General features: G+C 55.8%; 10 protein-coding genes and 1 tRNA gene. 1 reads left to right on the plus strand and 10 read right to left on the minus strand.

Features of this window, described 5'->3' with window-relative positions:
- A partial coding sequence (locus tag N7650_RS26840; RefSeq protein WP_279900769.1) for a GntR family transcriptional regulator occupies positions 1-572 on the minus strand: 572 nt, incomplete at its 3' end.
- 282 nt (positions 573-854) lie between these two features.
- On the opposite strand from N7650_RS26840, the gene N7650_RS26845 reads away from it, so the two are divergent.
- A tRNA-Arg gene (locus N7650_RS26845) sits at positions 855-931 on the plus strand.
- A 331-nt stretch (positions 932-1,262) separates the two neighbouring features.
- Here the strand turns inward: N7650_RS26845 and N7650_RS26850 are convergent.
- From N7650_RS26850 to N7650_RS26890, 9 genes are all read right to left on the minus strand, one after another.
- Positions 1,263-3,086, minus strand: a complete 1,824-nt coding sequence (locus N7650_RS26850) for a DUF2357 domain-containing protein (RefSeq protein ID WP_023083513.1) — start codon at positions 3,084-3,086, stop codon at positions 1,263-1,265.
- On the minus strand, positions 3,083-5,572 hold the full coding sequence (locus tag N7650_RS26855) for an AAA family ATPase (RefSeq protein ID WP_108697062.1): 2,490 nt from the start codon (positions 5,570-5,572) through the stop codon (positions 3,083-3,085). Before N7650_RS26855 ends, N7650_RS26850 begins: the two co-directional genes overlap by 4 nt.
- Complete coding sequence (locus N7650_RS26860) at positions 5,457-6,920, minus strand: hypothetical protein (RefSeq protein ID WP_023083515.1); 1,464 nt, start codon at positions 6,918-6,920, stop codon at positions 5,457-5,459. Before N7650_RS26860 ends, N7650_RS26855 begins: the two co-directional genes overlap by 116 nt.
- The gene (locus tag N7650_RS26865) at positions 6,910-10,257 is read right to left on the minus strand and encodes an AAA domain-containing protein (protein ID WP_079276695.1); all 3,348 of its coding nucleotides are present in this window, start codon (positions 10,255-10,257) and stop codon (positions 6,910-6,912) included. Before N7650_RS26865 ends, N7650_RS26860 begins: the two co-directional genes overlap by 11 nt.
- The gene (locus tag N7650_RS26870; protein ID WP_023083517.1) at positions 10,232-11,659 is read right to left on the minus strand and encodes a protein kinase; all 1,428 of its coding nucleotides are present in this window, start codon (positions 11,657-11,659) and stop codon (positions 10,232-10,234) included. The genes N7650_RS26865 and N7650_RS26870 overlap by 26 nt, the downstream gene beginning before the upstream one ends.
- Positions 11,656-12,360 (minus strand): PP2C family serine/threonine-protein phosphatase, encoded by a 705-nt coding sequence (locus N7650_RS26875; RefSeq protein WP_023083518.1) that lies wholly within the window; start codon positions 12,358-12,360, stop codon positions 11,656-11,658. Before N7650_RS26875 ends, N7650_RS26870 begins: the two co-directional genes overlap by 4 nt.
- On the minus strand, positions 12,357-13,175 hold the full coding sequence (locus N7650_RS26880; protein ID WP_023083519.1) for a VWA domain-containing protein: 819 nt from the start codon (positions 13,173-13,175) through the stop codon (positions 12,357-12,359). Before N7650_RS26880 ends, N7650_RS26875 begins: the two co-directional genes overlap by 4 nt.
- A gap of 324 nt (positions 13,176-13,499) precedes the next feature.
- The gene (locus N7650_RS26885; RefSeq protein WP_023124959.1) at positions 13,500-15,296 is read right to left on the minus strand and encodes a DUF262 domain-containing protein; all 1,797 of its coding nucleotides are present in this window, start codon (positions 15,294-15,296) and stop codon (positions 13,500-13,502) included.
- A 29-nt stretch (positions 15,297-15,325) separates the two neighbouring features.
- Complete coding sequence (locus N7650_RS26890) at positions 15,326-18,256, minus strand: UvrD-helicase domain-containing protein (RefSeq protein ID WP_023131683.1); 2,931 nt, start codon at positions 18,254-18,256, stop codon at positions 15,326-15,328.
- Positions 18,257-18,284: the final 28 nt, after the last annotated feature.

An 18,284-nucleotide genomic window follows, 5' to 3' on the forward strand; every position in this document is an offset into this window, starting at 1 on the left:
AGCACGGCATCGATCGCCAGGTCGGCGTGGCCTAGGGCGATGCCGCAGTCGTTCTCCAGCACCAGGAAGATGTCGCGGGTGACCAGGTCGGCCTTCTCCAGCTTCTCGCCGACGGCGCGGGGCAGCCAGGTCAGCTCCAGCGACACCGGCTCGCGGTTGATCAGGCGCACGCGGCGGATCTCGGTCACCGGCGCGCCCTCCTCGATCTGCAAGCGGGCTGCCACCAGCGCATTGGCCGGTACATGGCGCAGGCTGCGCAGGCGGTTGATCACCTCGTACCCCATCTGCGTCATGGATTCGGCCAGGCCCTGCAAGGTGCTGACGTTCTGGAACGCCTTGGGCTTGGCGACGAAGGTGCCCTTGCCGTGGATCTTGAAGATCAGCCCTTCCTTCTGCAGGTCCCCCAGCGCCTGGCGCACGGTGATCCGGCTGACCTCGAACGCCTTGCCCAGCTCGCTCTCCGACGGCATGCGACTGTGCGGTGGGTAGGTGCCGTCCAGAATGCGCTCGCGCAACACTTCCTTGAGCTGGGAATACAGCGGTACCGGGGACAGGGGGAGCAGTTCGGCCATGGTTCTCTTCGCTTGTTCGAGGACTTGTTATAACAAGTTGTAACGAGAGGTTAGGCGATCTAAGGCTGGGTGGTGAAATACCGTTATCGAATATGGATAGTCCGGGGTGCGGGGGAAAACGGCCCAAGATCAAGGCGATGGACGTCATACCCCAAGATGGGTATCATGGCGCCCGCGTTGCACTCGTAGCTCAGCTGGATAGAGTACTGCCCTCCGAAGGCAATACTCGTCGAGTTGAGAAGGGTGTCAGCTAATGGTCAAATAGACCGCCGCAACACATACGCACCAGTAGCTCAGCTGGATAGAGTACCGCCCTCCGAAGGCGGGGGTCGTGGGTTCGAATCCCGCCTGGTGCGCCATAACCGTATGATTTAAAAGCCTTTTCCTAAGGCTCAGCCAATCCAGATCCCGAATTGGCTAATCTCTCAAAATTGATCTCCATGCGGATACTCAGATTATGGTGAGTACTGCCCGCAGCGCTCCTTGCCGACTCATTTTCGGGCTGTGCCAATTCTGTGCCTAAACCGTGCCTCAAAGTCTGGCCCCCCTATTTTGCGAGCGAGGGTTTTGAGTACTAGCTGATGGCGGTCAAAGTTGCAGCGCTGCCTAAAGCGCTGAAGATGCTCACGCTGGGTAGCCGAGTCTGGAGCAGCACTACCAGCCTGTGCGGATTCGGCGACTTGGCTACTGTCACTTTTCTGAACTCAAATCGAATCCAATCCAATCCCTCCCAGACCAAAGAAACCCGTCCTCTTCTGGAATAGCGGATGCTCCCTTCGGTCGCATAGCGAAGTGTCGCCGTTTGCCTGTGGTCTTGAGCGACCAAGTTGCCTGACATGTTTCGCATTTACAGTAGAAGTCCTGCTGCTGCCCGCGCTCGAATCGAGCCGGATGCCCACAAAGTTGGGCGAATGCTGAGATCTGTTCAATGGCATCCCCGACGGCATCAACTACTTGCGAGTTAGCTGAACCTTTGAGTGAAGCCTTCAGTTCGGCTGCTTTCTGAGCATCGACTGGCGCGAGGAGCCTGACATGGGTAGACGAAATAGATTCAAACTGTTCTGGCCAAGCCTCGGTTAGCCTTTTGGCCGGTGTGGGCAACGGCCCCAATTTTCGGCCATGACCTTGGAGCAATTGCCGCAACATCCACTCATCGATCAACTTCCCCACCTTCTCCACGACATAAAGGTCCAGCGGAGAGACAGGAAGACTCTGCGGCGATGCGACACTGGTTGGCCCGCCTGGCCAACACACGATGCGACCAGGCGCCAGACTCTCACTGATATTTATTGACGCGCCGAACCAGGCAATCGGTACGATCCTCAAGGTAGATCCCTCTGACTGAGTTACGACCCAATCATGTACATCATGCCGGAGTACGAAACTCCGTCCTGCCCAACTGAAGACGTAATTTCCATCAACCCTGCGCAGGCCATACCGTTCAAGCGCACGCCTGATCACAAGACCAACGTAACTGACATACGCCAGTTGAAATTGCATTTGCCGCGCCAAGCGTTCTTCCGGGGGTAAGAGCCGACCTTCTCGATCATCTTTCAACTTCTCCCAAAGCGGGGGCAGATGGCGATAGTGCGGATCGTGGTTGAGAATGTTTGTCCGGTGAACTTGGGCAGGAACCACAGATGCAGGAGGCACGAGCGAATAAAGCCCCCTTTGCTTCAAACCTCTGATTGCGCGCAAATGGGACTCCAAATCGCTGAGGGCACGCTTTCCTGCCTCCAACTGCATCCCAGTCCTGTCATCAAGATATGACTCGCCCCAAAGGCGACAAATATCCTGGCGAAGTCGAAAATGCGTCTGCTCAGAGTCTTGGAACTCCAAAGCTCGCTCCAGTCGTGAATTGACTCCGCGGATGCGAGCCAATCTCCTGGCAAGGTGTCGATCTAGGCGATCCAATAACCGCTTGTAGAGCCTGTTCTCATAGATGGCATAGTCGTCCTCGCTGAAACGTGCAAGAACCTTGCGCGGTTGCACACCGCTGAGCGTTCGCTGCTGCCAGCAATCCGAGTGTGATGCGAGGTGACTTAATGCTGAAGTCGCGAGCCGTCGAGCTCGCGCCACTGGCGCAACCAAGTCGTCATATCGAAGGTCTCTGCGGGGGCGGTCTGATATTGAATGCAGATGACCATTTTTGAGTACCACCGCCAAGTCGCGCTCGAGTTCTTCGAGCGCGCATTGGTCGGCCATCTCAGAGGGCAGCAAGGGCGAGACATTTGCACCATGTGCGTGAGCGATTTTGCCGGCGATGGAAATAATCGCCTCTGCAGACAGGTCGGAGACCGCCTGATCGTCGTCAGACTGATCGATAGCGAGCATCCGGGATTCAGTGTCTTGGACCCGGAGGATGCCCGAGCCATCATCCGCGAGCAGATCACCGGGCTGCAAGCAGCTGTGTCCATTGACCACGAGTGGCTCAAGCAAGCAGTAACGCCCCGGTAGAAGCGCTTCGGGTAGGCGGCTGAATTTGTTACCCGTAAGGCGATCCAGAAATATCATGCCACACGTTCCTTACGGCGACGGTCTTGAGCCAGCAAGTCCATAGAACGGCGAGGCTCAGATTGCCATCCTTTCCAAACAGTCGTAAGCGCATGTTCGACGGCGGTCAAATCATCGATGGTCTTATCGAATCTTTCTGTGACCTTACCGCGCCTGAGTATTCTGCTGGCAAGCAAATGGTCCAGAGCATCTTCTTTGCGACCGCCGGCAGCCATGTAAACAGTGACAAATCGCATGGCCTGACGTTCGAGTCGATTGCCCCAACTCTGGTCAAAGCGATCCTGCAAGATGCTCGTGAGTGGACCCGTGGTCAACTCCTCCAACAACTCTGAAACCTCATCAGCGTTTTGTTCCACAGCAGCACCGAAACGCTCCATCAATGATTCATAGCTAAAGCTGGCCTTCGGCTTTGTTTCCAACTTGAATTTCGCTTCGTGGCGGGGAAGCGTCATGACATGAGCACGGTCGTAGGTTTTGTCAGCGAACTCGTTCGTGGTTTCATCGTGGTTAGCAGTGCCTACAAACCAGACGTTGTGAGGAATCCGAATCTTTCGCCCCTCGACCAACATCGCTGGCGCGTTCGGCAACTGGCTCTCCGATAAACTGATCAATCGATCATTTGGGTCATTCTTTTCGAGCGCTGAGAGGAATTCAGCAAAATACTGCTCCGGGCGCGACAGGTTCATCTCGTCCAGCAAGATGATGTTGCACCGGTTCTTGTAAGCTGCGGTTTGCGCACGGTAGAGGCCTTGCAGGCAGTCGCGCTCATAGAAGCGCTTTTCGAAAGCGTTATAGTGCCCCAGTAGATCGTCACGATCTCGCCAGCCAGCTTGGACAGCAATGTCAGTGCAATGCCCTCCCACGGCCTTGGCGAACGCCTTTGCCAGGCTCGTTTTGCCCGTGCCGCTAATTCCCTGAAAGATGTGAAGCGGGCTCATGGCCAATCCGGCAATCAATAACTGAATAACTTCGAGATCAAAATGAAGTTCTGTACCTTCCTCCGCTTGAGCGATCCGGTGCCGCAATTCAACCGAGAATTTTTTCAGATCAGGAACGTCTTGCTCCGGCAGGCTCAACTCCTTGGCCTTGCGATCCTTGATCCAATCGGCAGTGGATGCGGAATCCATCCATGCCATTTGAGGGAACGGCTTCTCAGATTGCTGTGACTGGGTTAGGTCATCTACCGTTTTGCCCAAGTCATTGAGCCTTGCACTCAAGATCTGATTGTTCTTTTCCAGAGCGCGCTTTTCTTTTTCCAGATTCTCTTTGTCACTCACGCCGAGGCGGAGGCGATGAAGCTGAGCTTTTGCATCAGCCAAATCCAAATGAACCTCGTCGAGTTGAGCCTTTTGCTCATCACGGAGCTTTCGCAGCGCCTGGTTCTCAAATTGCAACTGATCATCCTGGCTGTTTACAATTTGATTTTCCAATTGAGTGACACGACGTTTTTGGGCAGCCAACTCGTCGAGTATCTCGCGGGCAGACCTCCCCGCCAAAGCTTCTGAGAACTCCCGGTATTGCTCTAGTTTCTGTTCAGTCGATGTCCAATCGCGGTAAACCTTTTCAAGGCGTGCCTCTGCGCGTAGTCGGGCATCGGTCAATCTGGCAATTTCCTGACTGGCCTCGCGAAGTGCATCTTCGCGGATCTGTGCCCGCTCACGCTCTAGCTCTTTCCACTCAGCATCCAGTTGCCGCTGTTTTTGCTGTAGACCTCTCTCCTTGTTTGCAGTCTCCGCTTCACGTTCCATCACTTCGGATGCGCGCGCGGACTCATCGTCACGTGCTTTCTGCTCCGCTTGAAGGATGCCGAGTTGAATCTCAGTCTTCCTAGACTCAAGCTCCACGATTTCTTTCTTGAGATCACTGAGTGCGGCCACGTTTTGGGCGGCAAAACCGGAACGCGCATCCAGTTCTCGCTTCTCAAGCTCACGCTCCTTATCGGCCAAACTTGATTCGGACTTTTTTATCTCAACTTGTCTTTGCTTCAACTCTTCGTCGAGTTTGTTGATCTCTTCGGTTCGCTTCTTGTTCTCATCGCTTCGGCGGGAGAATGCCTCCTCCTTGCGAGCCAGGTCATCGGTGCGCTTCTGTGCGTCTTCATGTAGATCACGAACTCTCTTTGCGGCATCAGAGATATCCGCCAGCAACCTCTCGAGCTCGATTTTTTTCTCGGGCTCTACCTTATCCAACTCGCTGACCTGACCTTTCTCCAAGTCAGGGAGTGCCACAGCGGAAGCATCGCCTTGCACCAGCGATGCAAGGGAGCCAATTCCAGCAGTTGCTTTCTGCCATGCCGATGCGACCGGACTTTGTGCAGTATTTGCGTTTTGCGCGACTGGGGCTTTGTTCCCCTTATTGTGTTTTGCCATTTCAATACCAGCCCTTAAAAATTTGAACCCATTCGATGACAAAGTCAGCGTGTTCCATAGCTTCTTCTCTATCGATTCTCTCGCTACCTGAATGCCCGGCTTTTTTGTTGCGAGCATCTGCCATATCAAGTAGACGAGTCAGTCGAAGCTCATCAGCGGATAGCTTGAGGAAGGGGTGTGATGCTTGATCCACTGTCCCTAGAAGTCCTGCAAACAACAACGCCTTGAGCGAACTGGTACCGCGCTTTACCGCTGTGCGCACCTGATCTAGGCGCTGCTGAGACAAACGCTTGATTACGTCATCGGTGAGGCAAGGAAGGTTGAGGAACTGGAGGTAATATTGCGCTTCCCCATCTTTCCAATCCCTCTGGTCTTTCCAGTGCGGCAATCTACGAATGTCCGATGGGTATGCATTCAACAGCCACTGCAGTACGCTTTCTGCCAGGTTGTGAGTCTCAATGAGAAGGCTAGTCACATCCTCCTGCCAAGACCTCTCCTGACTAGCCAGCACGGACCTTCGTCTCAGAACGCTGGCGAGGTATCCCTCAACAATCGGCACCTTCCGCGACCAGTTGTAGTCAGCAAGCAGTGTCAAGTCGATCTGATTCTCCAGGGATCGGAGCCACTCCTCTGCCGACAAATCGTTCGATCTCGTCTCGCCTACCGCGTCAGCGATGTATCTTGCAAGTGCATCGTTTCGCGGCAAGACTTCCTGCAGGGGTTTGCGTAACCACGACGCAGCCCGCTGCAACCCGAATGGATCTGCAACCAACCAGGGTTGTGGCCCAGCCTCGTCGGGAAAAATCCATGTCCACAACCACATCGGCTGCGCCGAATCTTCGACAAAGCTCAGGCTCTCAATCCGGACACGTGCCGAAAGCTCGTCATCACGCTGTTTGGCATGGTCGTGATCCGTCCGATAGCGCTGAAACGCATCAAAGATGGCCGCTGTGTCCAGTACGCCCTCTCGGAAGTGATTGAGGCGGAACGGGCGATCCTCCTTTCCGGAATCGAGGTCTCGCAGGAACACGGGGAAACCACGTTCATCGACTCGCTTCGCTTCGATCTCTGGAAGTTCTTCAGTGAATCGCGGCAGCCAGTTCCCCGAAATCGCGTCCTGATATGCGTACCCCATGCGGACTTCCTCGCTGGCATCCTGAGCCTCTTCGAGGACACGCTCACCTTGAGAGGTGACTGATCCCGAGGTGTTCATCCAGCCATTCGGGATCAGTTGAGTTGCAATGATGAAGGCCACCAGCTCTTGGTCCAGCCTCAGCAACTCAGCCATTTCCGAACTGTCTTGGCATCTGGCCCTTGCCAGTCCAAGGATCGCCTGCTGGAACAGGTTCAACTTGAGGACACGATTTGTTGGATAAAGGACCTTCCAAACGCGGACAGGCCACAGAAGCGGCCGCCCACCCGGGGGGCGACGGACATCGAAGCGAAGATAGCGGTTAGCGGCCATGCGCCATCTCCTCTCTGCAAAGCTTGAGGAATGCAGCCAGAGCCGGGACCCCTTCCTCGGACTCGGGCCCTTCGGCCATGTGTTTGGCACCGACGGCGACGAGGAGCTTCCTCTGGCGACTCATCGCCACGTTCATGCGATTTGCCAACCGCAAGTGTCCATACTTGCTGTTTAGTAATCGTTCGCGCTCTTCCCCTTCCTTCTGATCGGGAATCACCACGTCGTTAGCACGCACTACGGACAGGAAGACGAGGTCAAACTCTTTGCCTTGAAACGCGTCAACCGTGCCGACGCGCAGTCGCTCATCACCTGATTCAGTCTGCCGGTAGGAGCGCGCGATACGGATTTCCCCATCCTCTTCCTCTGCCAAGCCCTCGTCAGCCAGTGCATCAAGTATCAGGTCACACTGGGCGCGGTAGAAACTGATGACCCCAATGCTCAGCGACGGCCCACAAGAATCTGCAATCCGCTTAACCTCTTTTGCAATAGAAATTGCCTCCGCACGTCTTTCATAACCGGGTTTTAGGAATCTTTCTTTCCCGTCCTGCAGAGACACATCCAACCAAGCCGCACATTTGCCTTGGTAGCCAGGAATCGTGTGAGCGAAATCCTCCGCAGGTCGCCCCGAGTGCAAGACGTCCAATCCCTCAGATTCATAGAACTGTTTGCTGATGAAGTCGCCCAGTGTCGGATGCATTCTGTACTGCGTATCGAGCATCACGACGCGCTTGATGTTGTCGACTTTCTCTTGCTCCCTAAGCTGCTTCACCAGCCGCTCAAAAAGACTCTGCTCATACGCCTTCGCTTGAGCCTCAGTCAGGCTTTGTCTCGAAATGAGTTCGTCTTCCAACTCTCGCTGAACAAGGTGAGGTAGTTGTCGATGGTCGCCGACCAGGATGATGCGACGCCGCGCCATCGCCATAGGAACGAAAAGGTCTAGAGGGTTTGCCCTGGCGGCTTCGTCGATGACAACCGTGTCGAACTCAATTCCTTCTGATGCATCTAGGTCGCTCAACTCTTTCAAACTACTCATCGCCTTACCAGCTGACTGCTGGCAGGTCGCACCGACAATGCTGGCGTACTCGCGGACCGCTCTCGCTGCCTCATTGGGGGCTTGGGACAGTGCCGCGTGGTACGAGGCCACTACCGCAGAGATGCCACGGCGAGATTGACGCAAAGGCGCGTCGATTGCGTGCTCGATGTCGGCCAAGAGACCAAGTGCTTCGCCGCTCAGCGCTTGCTTTAGCTGTGGGGGCCTGTAATCGGGGCTCAATCGATCCAGCATGGACAGCTTAAACGCAGCCAATTCAGCAAGATCTGCTTCAGTGGCATCGGCAACCGTTGAAAGTCGCTGGAGCAAACTCCATTCCGAATCTTGAAGTTTGACGTTGCTGCGCCGCAGCGTGCGCTCAAGCTGATGAGCTCTGTCCGGCCCGTCGTCGGCGAACCCGATAGAACTGGTGCGCAGAGCCCTCAGCAAGCGCACAAGCCCAGCAGGCTCATTGGCCTGACGCTGGGTTTCGACTCTCTTCTGCTGGGCAAGAAACTCATCCCATCGGTCCTTAATTTGGGCCGGGAGACGAACGTCAAGATCGAACAGCTGACGCAAAAGGACATCAATTTGCTCGAACTGTGTTTGACGTTCCTGTGCCGACATGCTCGCGAGTCTCAATGCTGTGATACGTCGATCCAGCTCTTCCAATGGTTGAGTCAGCGGCTCATTCAGCCGAATCGCGTCGAGTCGAACAGAGATTTCTTTCTGTTTGCGTTCACACCAAACACCAACGGGGTCGACACCGCCTTCGTCACGGCGCCCTCGACCGCCAATTCGAACGGCAGGCAAGCCAAAGACTTCTGCACGATTCAGGGCGTTATCGACCGCATCGTGCTGGTAACTGCTAATCAGCACTTGGTGCTGCAGCGAGTTTTCACCGAGTGTTTCGGCAAGGCGCCGCTGCAAAGCTGCAATAACCTGAGTCTTACCCGTTCCTGGTGGGCCAACGATAAGTGCGATATCAGGTGTATTGATCGCCTTCTCCAGCGCCTCAATCTGCCGCTTGGTCGGAACACCCTTGAAGCAAGATTTGGCGTAGGTGGATAAGCCGTCGAGCTGACGTCGCCGGGCGCTTGGCGGAGCCACCCCTTCCAGCAAGTAGCTCAGTTGCGGCAGTCGCCGTCCTTCATTGATAGATTGCCTTGCGCGTGCACGACGGGTCTGTACGGCTTCATCACCCGATAGTGAGTAGTAGATAAACCCCTTGGTTGGGGGACGTTCTGAGCGCCGGTCCTGGCTCGGAACCAAGACCACGCCATCCCGCTCGAACCGCAATACACCACGAACCGGGCGACGGCGTGCTCGGTCAGCTCTGCCCGGCACGTCTTCAACCTCGGAATCAAGATCAAGCTCCCGATCCCCAAGCTCCACTTGCGTTGTGTTTGCCAGCCCCAAAGCTTTCCATCGTTTCCGGAAATCCCTTAGGTGATCCGCATCAACTTTTAGAAACCAGGCCCACAGTTCACCTTCGACGAGCTCCGCACTCTTGAAGCGAAGAGAACCCAGTTCCCTCGCACAATCTCGAGCCTGCTCCCATTCGAGCGCACCATACTCTTGCCATAAACGTAGGTAGCTGCCGTTGTCGCGCAGCGCGGCATCCAAAAGTGCGCGTTGCTCTGTACTCTGGAGACGCACGGCGACACTGGCATCTTGGAACGAGATCTTGCCAACGGCCATCGCTACACGTGCTGTAGCCCCCTTGAGACGAGTGACGCTCATCAGTTTCAGTACGCCAGCATCTCGTTTGGCGTTGCCGCGCCAGCCTGCACCAAAGAGAACGAAGCTCTCATCGGAAGCGTTGTCGAAACGGCCAAGAAAAACACGATCCATTTCTGCGGTCGGTGCTTTTTCAGCTGAGATGAATTGCTCATTCAACCAACCAACTGCAGTGGGTACGTCTGGAGCAGAAATCTCACCCCTGCTGGCCAATTGCTCCGCAATGGCCTCATCAACAGAAATCGCCATATCCAGCTGGATCTGCTCGACCAAATCCAGCGATTGAAGGTGGAGAACCTCGCCATGCCGTTGTCTTAACACCCACAACGTCAGGCCTCGTTGTACCTGAAGCGCAGTTCGATCTTGGCGTCCTTCTACTTTGCCGACGCAAACGGAGTTGCCCTGTCGGAGAAGATAGTCATTACCGTGTGCCTGTACTGACACGGCCTCACCGATTTGCCAATCGGCTCCCAGGTCGTCACATGTGAACTTGGCAAGTTCACCCGACAGAAGAGGAAAGTCGCAGAGTTTCATCGTTGCCTCACCAGTTGAAACGCCAAACGACATGCTCTTCTTCTACTGAGCCTAGGTGGAGCCAGAAAGACACTCCTGAACGACTGTCTGACTTGAGCCGCTGCCGACGCGCAACCGCGACGACTTTGTCGTCAGATGCTCTTTGCAAGGAAACTTGCGTACCGACTGATGGCTCTATCCACAAGCCATCCTTAGCAAGTTCGACAGTGCATAGCGGACGGGCATCCGCGTACAGAGACGTTCCCAAGGGCAAAGTCTTTAACTCGGCAGGGCTCATACTCAAAACCATCGCCTTGCCTGTGCGAGTCCAGCACTCTTTTCGAATCAACGACTCTGGAACATCTTCCGGCAAGCCCTCCCGGAGCAGATCCGGAGGCATATAGTGATATTCCTGCAAGAGAATCGTGCGATTCGTGTCCTGGGCGTGATCGCAAAATGGACAGATGTGCTTCGAGGTGTAGAAAAACGTGCTGCCGCAAGACTCGCATTGATCGCAATGGCCTGTGGCAGCCTCGAATGCATCTGCCCACTCATTCAGACTTGGCCGCTCACCCGGATTGTTCAGCCCGGCATTGAAGCATCGTTCAAACAGCGCACGCAGTGGCGCATTGAGCGTGATTTCGCGGGGAAGTCCTATCGACAAGGCGTTGCTGCGATCAACTGGGTGATCTACCCAAGGGAGTTCGCCTCGGAGGGCCGCCTCTTCACGCTCGGGCTCACCTTCAAGCACAACGTCCCCCTTGAGGGGGTGAACCAGCGTGAGGATGCGATACGCCATGACCGCAAAACTCCAGCTGTCGGTCAGTGTATTGATGCCGGACTCTCCCCTCAGAATCTCTGGAGCCCCGTAATCAGGGGTGAATACACCTTGCTGACCGTCACGCGACTGACTCGCAACGTTGTCGGCGTCGATCAACCAGACTTCGGCGTACTCTAGTGACTGGGATACGAAAACATTTGCAGGAGAAAGATCGCCATAGGCGAGTCCTCGACCATGCAGATCCGCCAGCACCCGAGCCAGTCGCGCGAGCATCTTCAACCGGCGCAACAGACCACCTGTCTTCACATAACCGGATAGGCCTTCATCTGACATCAAGGCGTCCGTCGCCACCTGCATCAGTTCAGTCATTGGGGCCAGTCCATCCATCAGTTCCATGACGTAACCGGGCTGCGGCTGCGTAATGAGAGCTTGTGGATGAGCGATTGGAAGGCCCTCAAGTGGCTGACGCATAAGTGCGCGAATCTTGCTCGTCCAACTGACTCGCTTTTCTTCTGTGGTTGCACGCGCGACTTTTACGAGAACGTTGGGGTAGTTGGTCGTGCAAACGATCCCTTGACCGCCTTCTCCGATACGCCCCGTCAGCTCATAGGACTGACCATGTTGGTCCAGCACCGTCCTGTTTTTCTTTGGCGCTTCTGGTGTTGCTGTGCTCATTCAGACGTCCTAAAAATGGCCACGAGTGTTTTGTCGTCGCTGTGTAAGGGTGTGGCCCAGTCATTCAGTTCAGACTGCAACCAGCGCCTGCCTCTGCGCCGATTCCGAGTGCTCACGTCTTGATAAAGCGCATCAAAGAAGTCGGCAAGATGGGCAGGTTCGAGGTCATCGGCCACGCCATCTGTCATCAGGACAACGCCATCACCCGGCTCGGTGAACCGGCCTTTCGTATAGCTCCATTTGTCCTGCAGGTGTGTGGACTCAAGTGCCCAAGTCTGATTGCCATAGGCTGTGCGCTCTGGCGTGACGCGACGGAACTCGCCCGCGTATTTCACCAACAGAAGACCATCACCCAATTGGGCTGCATGGACCTCGCCTTGATCTGTCACGCGGCCGAACAGCAGCGTGGTCGCGGCGTCCCGAGGAGTTGTCGGACCAATCGCTTTAAGCCATTGCTGATGAATCAAGGGCAGCGTTGCCGGCAGATCGAAACTGCTCGATGTGGCGCGCAAGATCCGCCGGGTAACTTGGCAGGCACTACGTGCCCCCAGATCACTACGTGCTCGCGATCCCAAACCGTCTGCTGCAGCTGCAATCCAGCCACCACGGCAACCCGCGAGAACCATCGCGTCCTGATTTGGCTCGCCCAGATCCAGGTGTCGGGGGCCGATGACGCTCGCGCCGCAGGCAATAAACCTCATTGGAAGTCGAGGTCCAGCGCGTCATCATCCGGGGGCGGGACAACGAATGCGGTTGAGACGTCTGGATTTTGGCTTGCCGTGCGAGTGGTCACACTCATGGTCACTGCACGGAAGAAACGGTGGATGTCCCGGGCGTTGTGGGCCTTGAAAATAGGAGCCTCTGCGTCGTTCGCAAAATCCTTCAGCATTGCTTCATCGGCATCCGGCCCAATCGCCATTGCAAGACGGGTCGCTTTTTGTGCCCGTTCGGAGTCGCGAAGAGCCTTGAAAGGCCCCTCCCAGTCGTCGGTCGGTTGTCCATCAGACAACAGAATCAAAACGGGGCGATAGGCTCGAGAGGGGATGCGATCCTTGTCTTCCAGCAACTGACGAGCGAGGTCAAATGCCGCACCCATCGGCGTAGCACCGGCAGCCTGAAATTCCGAGACTCCAGTTACGCCATGCGCTGCAACCAACGGTAGATGCATCTGCGCCTTTCCACCGAAGGTGATCAAGCCCACTTGGATTTCGGCGCGCAGACGACTCTCTTGAGCGAAAGTTGAGACCATCTCCTTCATCGCAGCATTTAGCGCTTCGATCTTGCCGTTCTCCCCCATGCTGCCACTTGTGTCAGCCAAGACGATCACGGGGAGAGGCCGGGGCGTGGCGACAGCGAATTTTTTGAGACTGCTCATCTTCTTTGTCCTTTGATCAGGCTGATTCTTCTTACTCAGGCTTGGTTTCTTGGGTAGTGAAGCCGGCGCCTTGGTGGAGCGCATCGCGAGATCACCGACATATCGACTCACGATGTCTTCCTGGTATTTGGCAAAACCCATGACCTAGCCTCCTATTCATAAAAATTCTTGTCATAAGTGGGCACGACGGAAGGCCATCTTCACCCTTGGTGATAATTCAGTACGATTAGGAATAAGCGAAACGCATGCCAACTGCATAAATTCATATTAATCAATAAGTTAAGTTTGAGATAACTTGATCGCCACCCGAAAACCAATAAACTTATTTACCAATATGAAAATTTTCTTACTTTTTTGGTTGCACCTGACTACTACACCCATGACTTCCCCCAATCCTGCGCGCAGAAACCTTCCTCTTGCACAGCCGACATCCACTCAGGACGTGCTCGCCCTACCCAGCTGCGATCACAACCCCCAGTAATACTGCTTGATCTTCTGCGCCATCAGCCGGCGGCGTTCGGTGAGGAAGGTTTCGAACTGCTCAGGCTGATAGGCAGCGAGGTCATCCGGGAGGCAGTTGGCCGCCAGGTTGGCCTTAAGGTCATCCAGGCTGATGATCGCACCATAGTGCGCTGCGCCTTGCTGACACTGGTCAAAGACCTTCGCCATATAAACGGCCGGGGCGGTGTCGCCGATTTTGATGTTCACTTCCTGCTGCACGTACACGTAGTTGGCCACCTGGTTGTACTTGCTTCTGAGCAGCCCCCGCTGCTTGAGGAAGTTCTTCGGGAAGATGTGATGGATATCGCCGTGATGCGTAAGCATGTCACGCACGGTGATGTCCTTGGACAGGAAGCCCTTGTCACCCCGATTAGCCTGCGCGGCCCAGAACACCTTGATTGCCGGGGCGTTCACTGAAGAGGTGTTCAACGCCTGCGGCAGACCGAAGTCCCAGAAGGCATCAGACAGTTCAGCCGCTTCGATATCAGCCAGTACGTCAGCAAACGCTCGCTCGTGTACGGCCTTGATGTCCTTGTCGAAGCGCGACTCCGGCGAACCCGAGTAGCGCCCCGTTAGCAGCGACATGACGAACCAGCGGCGCACCCAGCTTTCGATGTTGGGGTTGTTGCCCAAGTCGCGCTTGAGCTTGAGGTACAGCACATAGGCGAAGTTCAGCGCGTTGACCGAGCCGATCATGGAGCTGTCCACATAGCCTGCCGAACGAATGATCATCAGGAAGCGCTTGAAGTGCGTTTCATTGATGAACTCCCTGACTCCTTCGCTCAGGGTCTTAAAGGACGCTTCTTCGATTTCCTTCTCGTAGCTGCGGGTTTCGAAGTTACGGCCCGAGAGCAGCCCGACCAGATCCGACAGCCGACCACGGTTGAACTTGGTGGTGAAGGCCACGCGCAGCATGTCCGAGTAGCTGGGGTCGTAGAGGTCGTCGTTCTCACTCTTCAACCAACGCATGGCGCGGAAGTAGTCGGTCTGCACGAAGGCCTTATCGTTGTTCTCAATGTGCGCGTAAAACTCGGGCGCAATGGACAGGTGGCAGAAGTAGTCGATGGCCTTGCGCAGGGTGTTGCCGTCGAACTCCTCGTTGGCAGCGATCTTCGACATGACAAAGTCCGCCTGGCTCAGCACCACACCCTTGGAGTTGATGCGGATAAAGATCTCGGTGACCGTCTCGATATCCAAATCCGCCGCCAGCTCGATCAGGCCGATCTGCTTCTTGGTGATATCGCACAGCCTGTCCAGGCGCTCGAAAACCAGATCTTCTTTCACATCCGGATTTAGCTCCAGATAGTCTCTCGCCACCTTGTACGACCGCTGCTCGCCGTTAACGATGGGGGCGATATCAGGCAGCCAGGTTTTGTCCTTCTCGATGGCCGGGTTGCTCACCTCGAAGCGTTCTTCGATGGGGTGGAAGGCGATGCGGATACGCACCTGCTGGTAATCCTGGTTGACCACCTGCTGCCCGGCGATGGCGGCGGTCAGCGCCGTGACACGCTGCTGACCATCGATCAGCACCTTCTTGCCCTCGGCCAGCGAGCCGTCTTTCAGCTTCACCGTCGGGTTGCGCCAGGCAATGATGTAACCCACCGGAAAGCCCTGATACAGGCTGTCCATCAGGTCACGCACCTTCGTGGCATCCCACACAAAAGGTCGCTGGATTTCCGGAATGGCGATCTCGCCGGATTTAACCCAGCTCAGCAGGGTTTCGATCAGGTGTTGGTTAACCGAGTATTTCTGTGCCGACATAGCGTATATCCCTATATTCGCGCTTGATTCTAAAAACGACTTTCATGACTACCTGCAAGCAGCAAACCCGAATCGAACATGATCCTGTTTTCGGTATGCCTGCAGCCCTCACCCTCAGACCGATAGTTCCGGCACCCCCAGAACTCGCCATTTCGCCCCTTGCGCTGGGTCATTTCCGCACCACACTTCGGGCACGTAGGCACCCAACGCTGACAGTCTGGGTTGATACAAACCTTGAAGCGCCCAGCGCGGCGCATTTGCGAGTCGCAATGCGCGCAGCCGCGCTCCTTGTGAGCGCAGAGCGGGAATTTATTGCAGCCAAAAAACCGGCCAAACTGGCTTTGCCGTGACACCATGGTGCCGGTTTTACACTTGATGCACTTGAGCATGTGCAGCAATTGCTGGCTGAGTGATGTTGAGAACTCGTCCAGATCGAGCTCGTATTCGTTCTTCAACAACTCGACAACAAAAGCCGACGCGACGGCCATATCGGCGATCAGATAAGCACGCTGTCTTGCCCGGGTAAGGGCCACATAAAACAGCCGACGCTCCTCAGCATAAGGGAAATCCTCTTGTGCCGGCAGCAATGCCTCCAGCAACGGATGCGTGGTTTTCTGCGAGGGGAAACCATGCTTGCCAGTCTCCAGACCGAGCAGCACCACGTAATCCGCTTCTTTGCCTTTGGCAGCGTGAATGGTGTGGCACTCCAGCGCTAACGTAGGGAAACTCGATGCGAGTCGCCGCAGTTCGCCTCTGTCTGGCAAGTTAAAGCCGTAGCGCCCAAGCAGATAAACACTGCTCCCAGGCTCGGCAATTTCTGCGATGCGGGCAACGACCTTCTCCAGCCGGCTTGGCTCCTCGTTGCCGGGTTTGGGCCGGTTGTCTTCCCTGAGCAGGGATACCGCAGGGCGTTTAACCTTTTGCAGCGTATTAAGCTGCTTCCTGACCTGGATCGGGTTTGCCAGCACGAAACGCGTCGCCACATCGCTGATGCTGTTATTGAAGCGGAACGTCAGATCGAGGGCCGTTACTTTGGTCGTGCCAAACCGTTCACTAAATGCCGTTGTAAAGCTCAGATCACTGCCGGTGAAGCGGTAAATAGCCTGCCAATCGTCACCCACGCAGAATAACGAGCACTCCGGCGCAGAGTCCCGCAGATACCTGATCAAGCGGGCACGCGCCTCAGAGATATCCTGGAACTCATCCACCAGAATATATCGCCACGGGCTACGGAAACGCCCTTCGCGGACGTACTCAATAGCCTTGCCAATCATGTCATCGAAATCGATATGCCCGGCGCTATCCAACAAGGTCTGATAGTCGTCCAGAATGGGCCGCAGCAGTGCCAGCGCAGCGTCCACCTGCTTCGGGTTCTTCGCGCGCTTGATCGCAGCCTCCACCTGCCCTTGCTCGTAACAATTAGCGCGGTAGCGCTTCAGCAGATCGGCCAGCAGTACGGCAAAGCTGTTGATTGCGCCAAATTCTCGTAATGTTTCGAGCACCGCTTCCGGGGGCAATTCCTGGTACTGAACACCCAGTGCGGCCAGCTGCGCGTCGATGGCATCAAACAACCCACCTTCCATTAACTGATAGTGGTACAGCTCCACCAGGCGCGTACCTTTATCGGCATGCAACTGGCGCTTCCACGCCATACCCTGGTGGTACTGCTCGCGGTCTACATAGGGGGCGGTACCGCCCTGCCGGTCGATACCGTAATACTCGATGTAGATACCCTGCTCGGGCAGATAGAAATCCGGCTGGTATTGGCGATAAAGGGGGCTGGCTGTCTTGTGCTCGTAAGCAGGCTCATACTGGTAGGCGATGCCCTGCTTGAACAGGTAGTTCGCCACCAGGCACTCACCCAGGCTTTTAACGGCCTCGCCTTTAAGGGTGCGGATATCATTGGCTAGGATGTAGTCGTAGTACTCCCCCTCTGACGCGAACTCAAAGGGGTTCGCCTCCGGGTAAAGGTGGTGCTGGAAATAATCAATCGCCAGCCGCTGGTACTCGGGAGTCTTGAGATGCTGCTCGAACCACTGGCTCACCTGCCAGGCCAGCGCCTTGTCGTCTTCCGCCAAGGGTGAAAGGGAGGGCTGCTCGCCCTCTACCTTGGCAATAATCGTCTTACCCAGTTTGTGAAACGTACTGGTGGTGATACCGCACTTACCCAGCCGGTGATCGATGCGCTCCTGCATCTCCTTTGCCGCTTTGTTGGCGAAAGCCAGCATCAGAATATCTTCTGCCCGGGCCTGCCCACTTGCGATCAGGAACCCTGCACGGCCTACCATGGTGCTGGTCTTGCCCGTACCGGCACCCGCCAGCACCAGGTTGTTATCTTCATCCACGACACAGGCAACGCGCTGGCGCTCGGTCAGCGGCTGGTTCTCTACCGTGTCGAAGAAGGCGCTGTTGCGCGCCAGTTGCCGATCAACGTATTGCTTGCGCAGCTTTTCCCAGTCCGCTTCCTGCCACCGGGTAACCGCTGCCAGCCACTTGAATGGGGTGACATCTACATCGCTGCACCACTGTGGCTCAGGCACACGCTGAAAACGCTGCAGGGCTTGCTCGGCCATAACCCTGGCCGCGTCCAGCCGGGATTGGCGGGGATAGCCTTTGTTCAGCAGGGCCCGGATTTTACCAACGACCTGCTCTATCTCGGGCGCCAGTTTGCGTAACCAGTGCGCTCGCAGCCAGTGAAATAGCCGTTCACCGTCAGCCTTGCGCAGGCCAGGGAACACCTTTTCGCCACAGTCCGTTTGCAGAACCAAACGGGAGAAAACGATCCCCTCGCGGAAGGTGGCCTCGTTAGCCAGCGATGTCGCCTCGATCAGGTAGTTCTCACCGCTCTTGGTCCTGACCTCTAACCCTTTGTCACCCAACGAGAAGGTGGCCGCTTGCGCGCCAAACAGGCGCATCAACCAGTGCGGGGCGACATCTATCGATGAGGATTCAGCAGTCATAGTCAGCCTGTGAGCGTGTGTCAGCGAG

Source organism: Pseudomonas sp. GD04058, assembly GCF_029836855.1.
GTDB classification, from domain to species: Bacteria; Pseudomonadota; Gammaproteobacteria; order Pseudomonadales; family Pseudomonadaceae; genus Aquipseudomonas; species Aquipseudomonas bharatica.

Bases quoted from the DNA above. Each gene is read 5' to 3' on its own strand.
- N7650_RS26860 (WP_023083515.1), bottom strand. From the start codon at position 6,920: ATGGCCGCTAACCGCTATCTTCGCTTCGATGTCCGTCGCCCCCCGGGT.
- N7650_RS26865 (WP_079276695.1), bottom strand. From the start codon at position 10,257: ATGTCGTTTGGCGTTTCAACTGGTGAGGCAACGATGAAACTCTGCGAC.
- N7650_RS26880 (WP_023083519.1), bottom strand. From the start codon at position 13,175: ATGGGTTTTGCCAAATACCAGGAAGACATCGTGAGTCGATATGTCGGT.
- N7650_RS26855 (WP_108697062.1), bottom strand. From the start codon at position 5,572: ATGCTCGCAACAAAAAAGCCGGGCATTCAGGTAGCGAGAGAATCGATA.
- N7650_RS26850 (WP_023083513.1), bottom strand. From the start codon at position 3,086: ATGATATTTCTGGATCGCCTTACGGGTAACAAATTCAGCCGCCTACCC.
- N7650_RS26885 (WP_023124959.1), bottom strand. From the start codon at position 15,296: ATGTCGGCACAGAAATACTCGGTTAACCAACACCTGATCGAAACCCTG.
- N7650_RS26875 (WP_023083518.1), bottom strand. From the start codon at position 12,360: ATGAGGTTTATTGCCTGCGGCGCGAGCGTCATCGGCCCCCGACACCTG.
- N7650_RS26890 (WP_023131683.1), bottom strand. From the start codon at position 18,256: ATGACTGCTGAATCCTCATCGATAGATGTCGCCCCGCACTGGTTGATG.
- N7650_RS26870 (WP_023083517.1), bottom strand. From the start codon at position 11,659: ATGAGCACAGCAACACCAGAAGCGCCAAAGAAAAACAGGACGGTGCTG.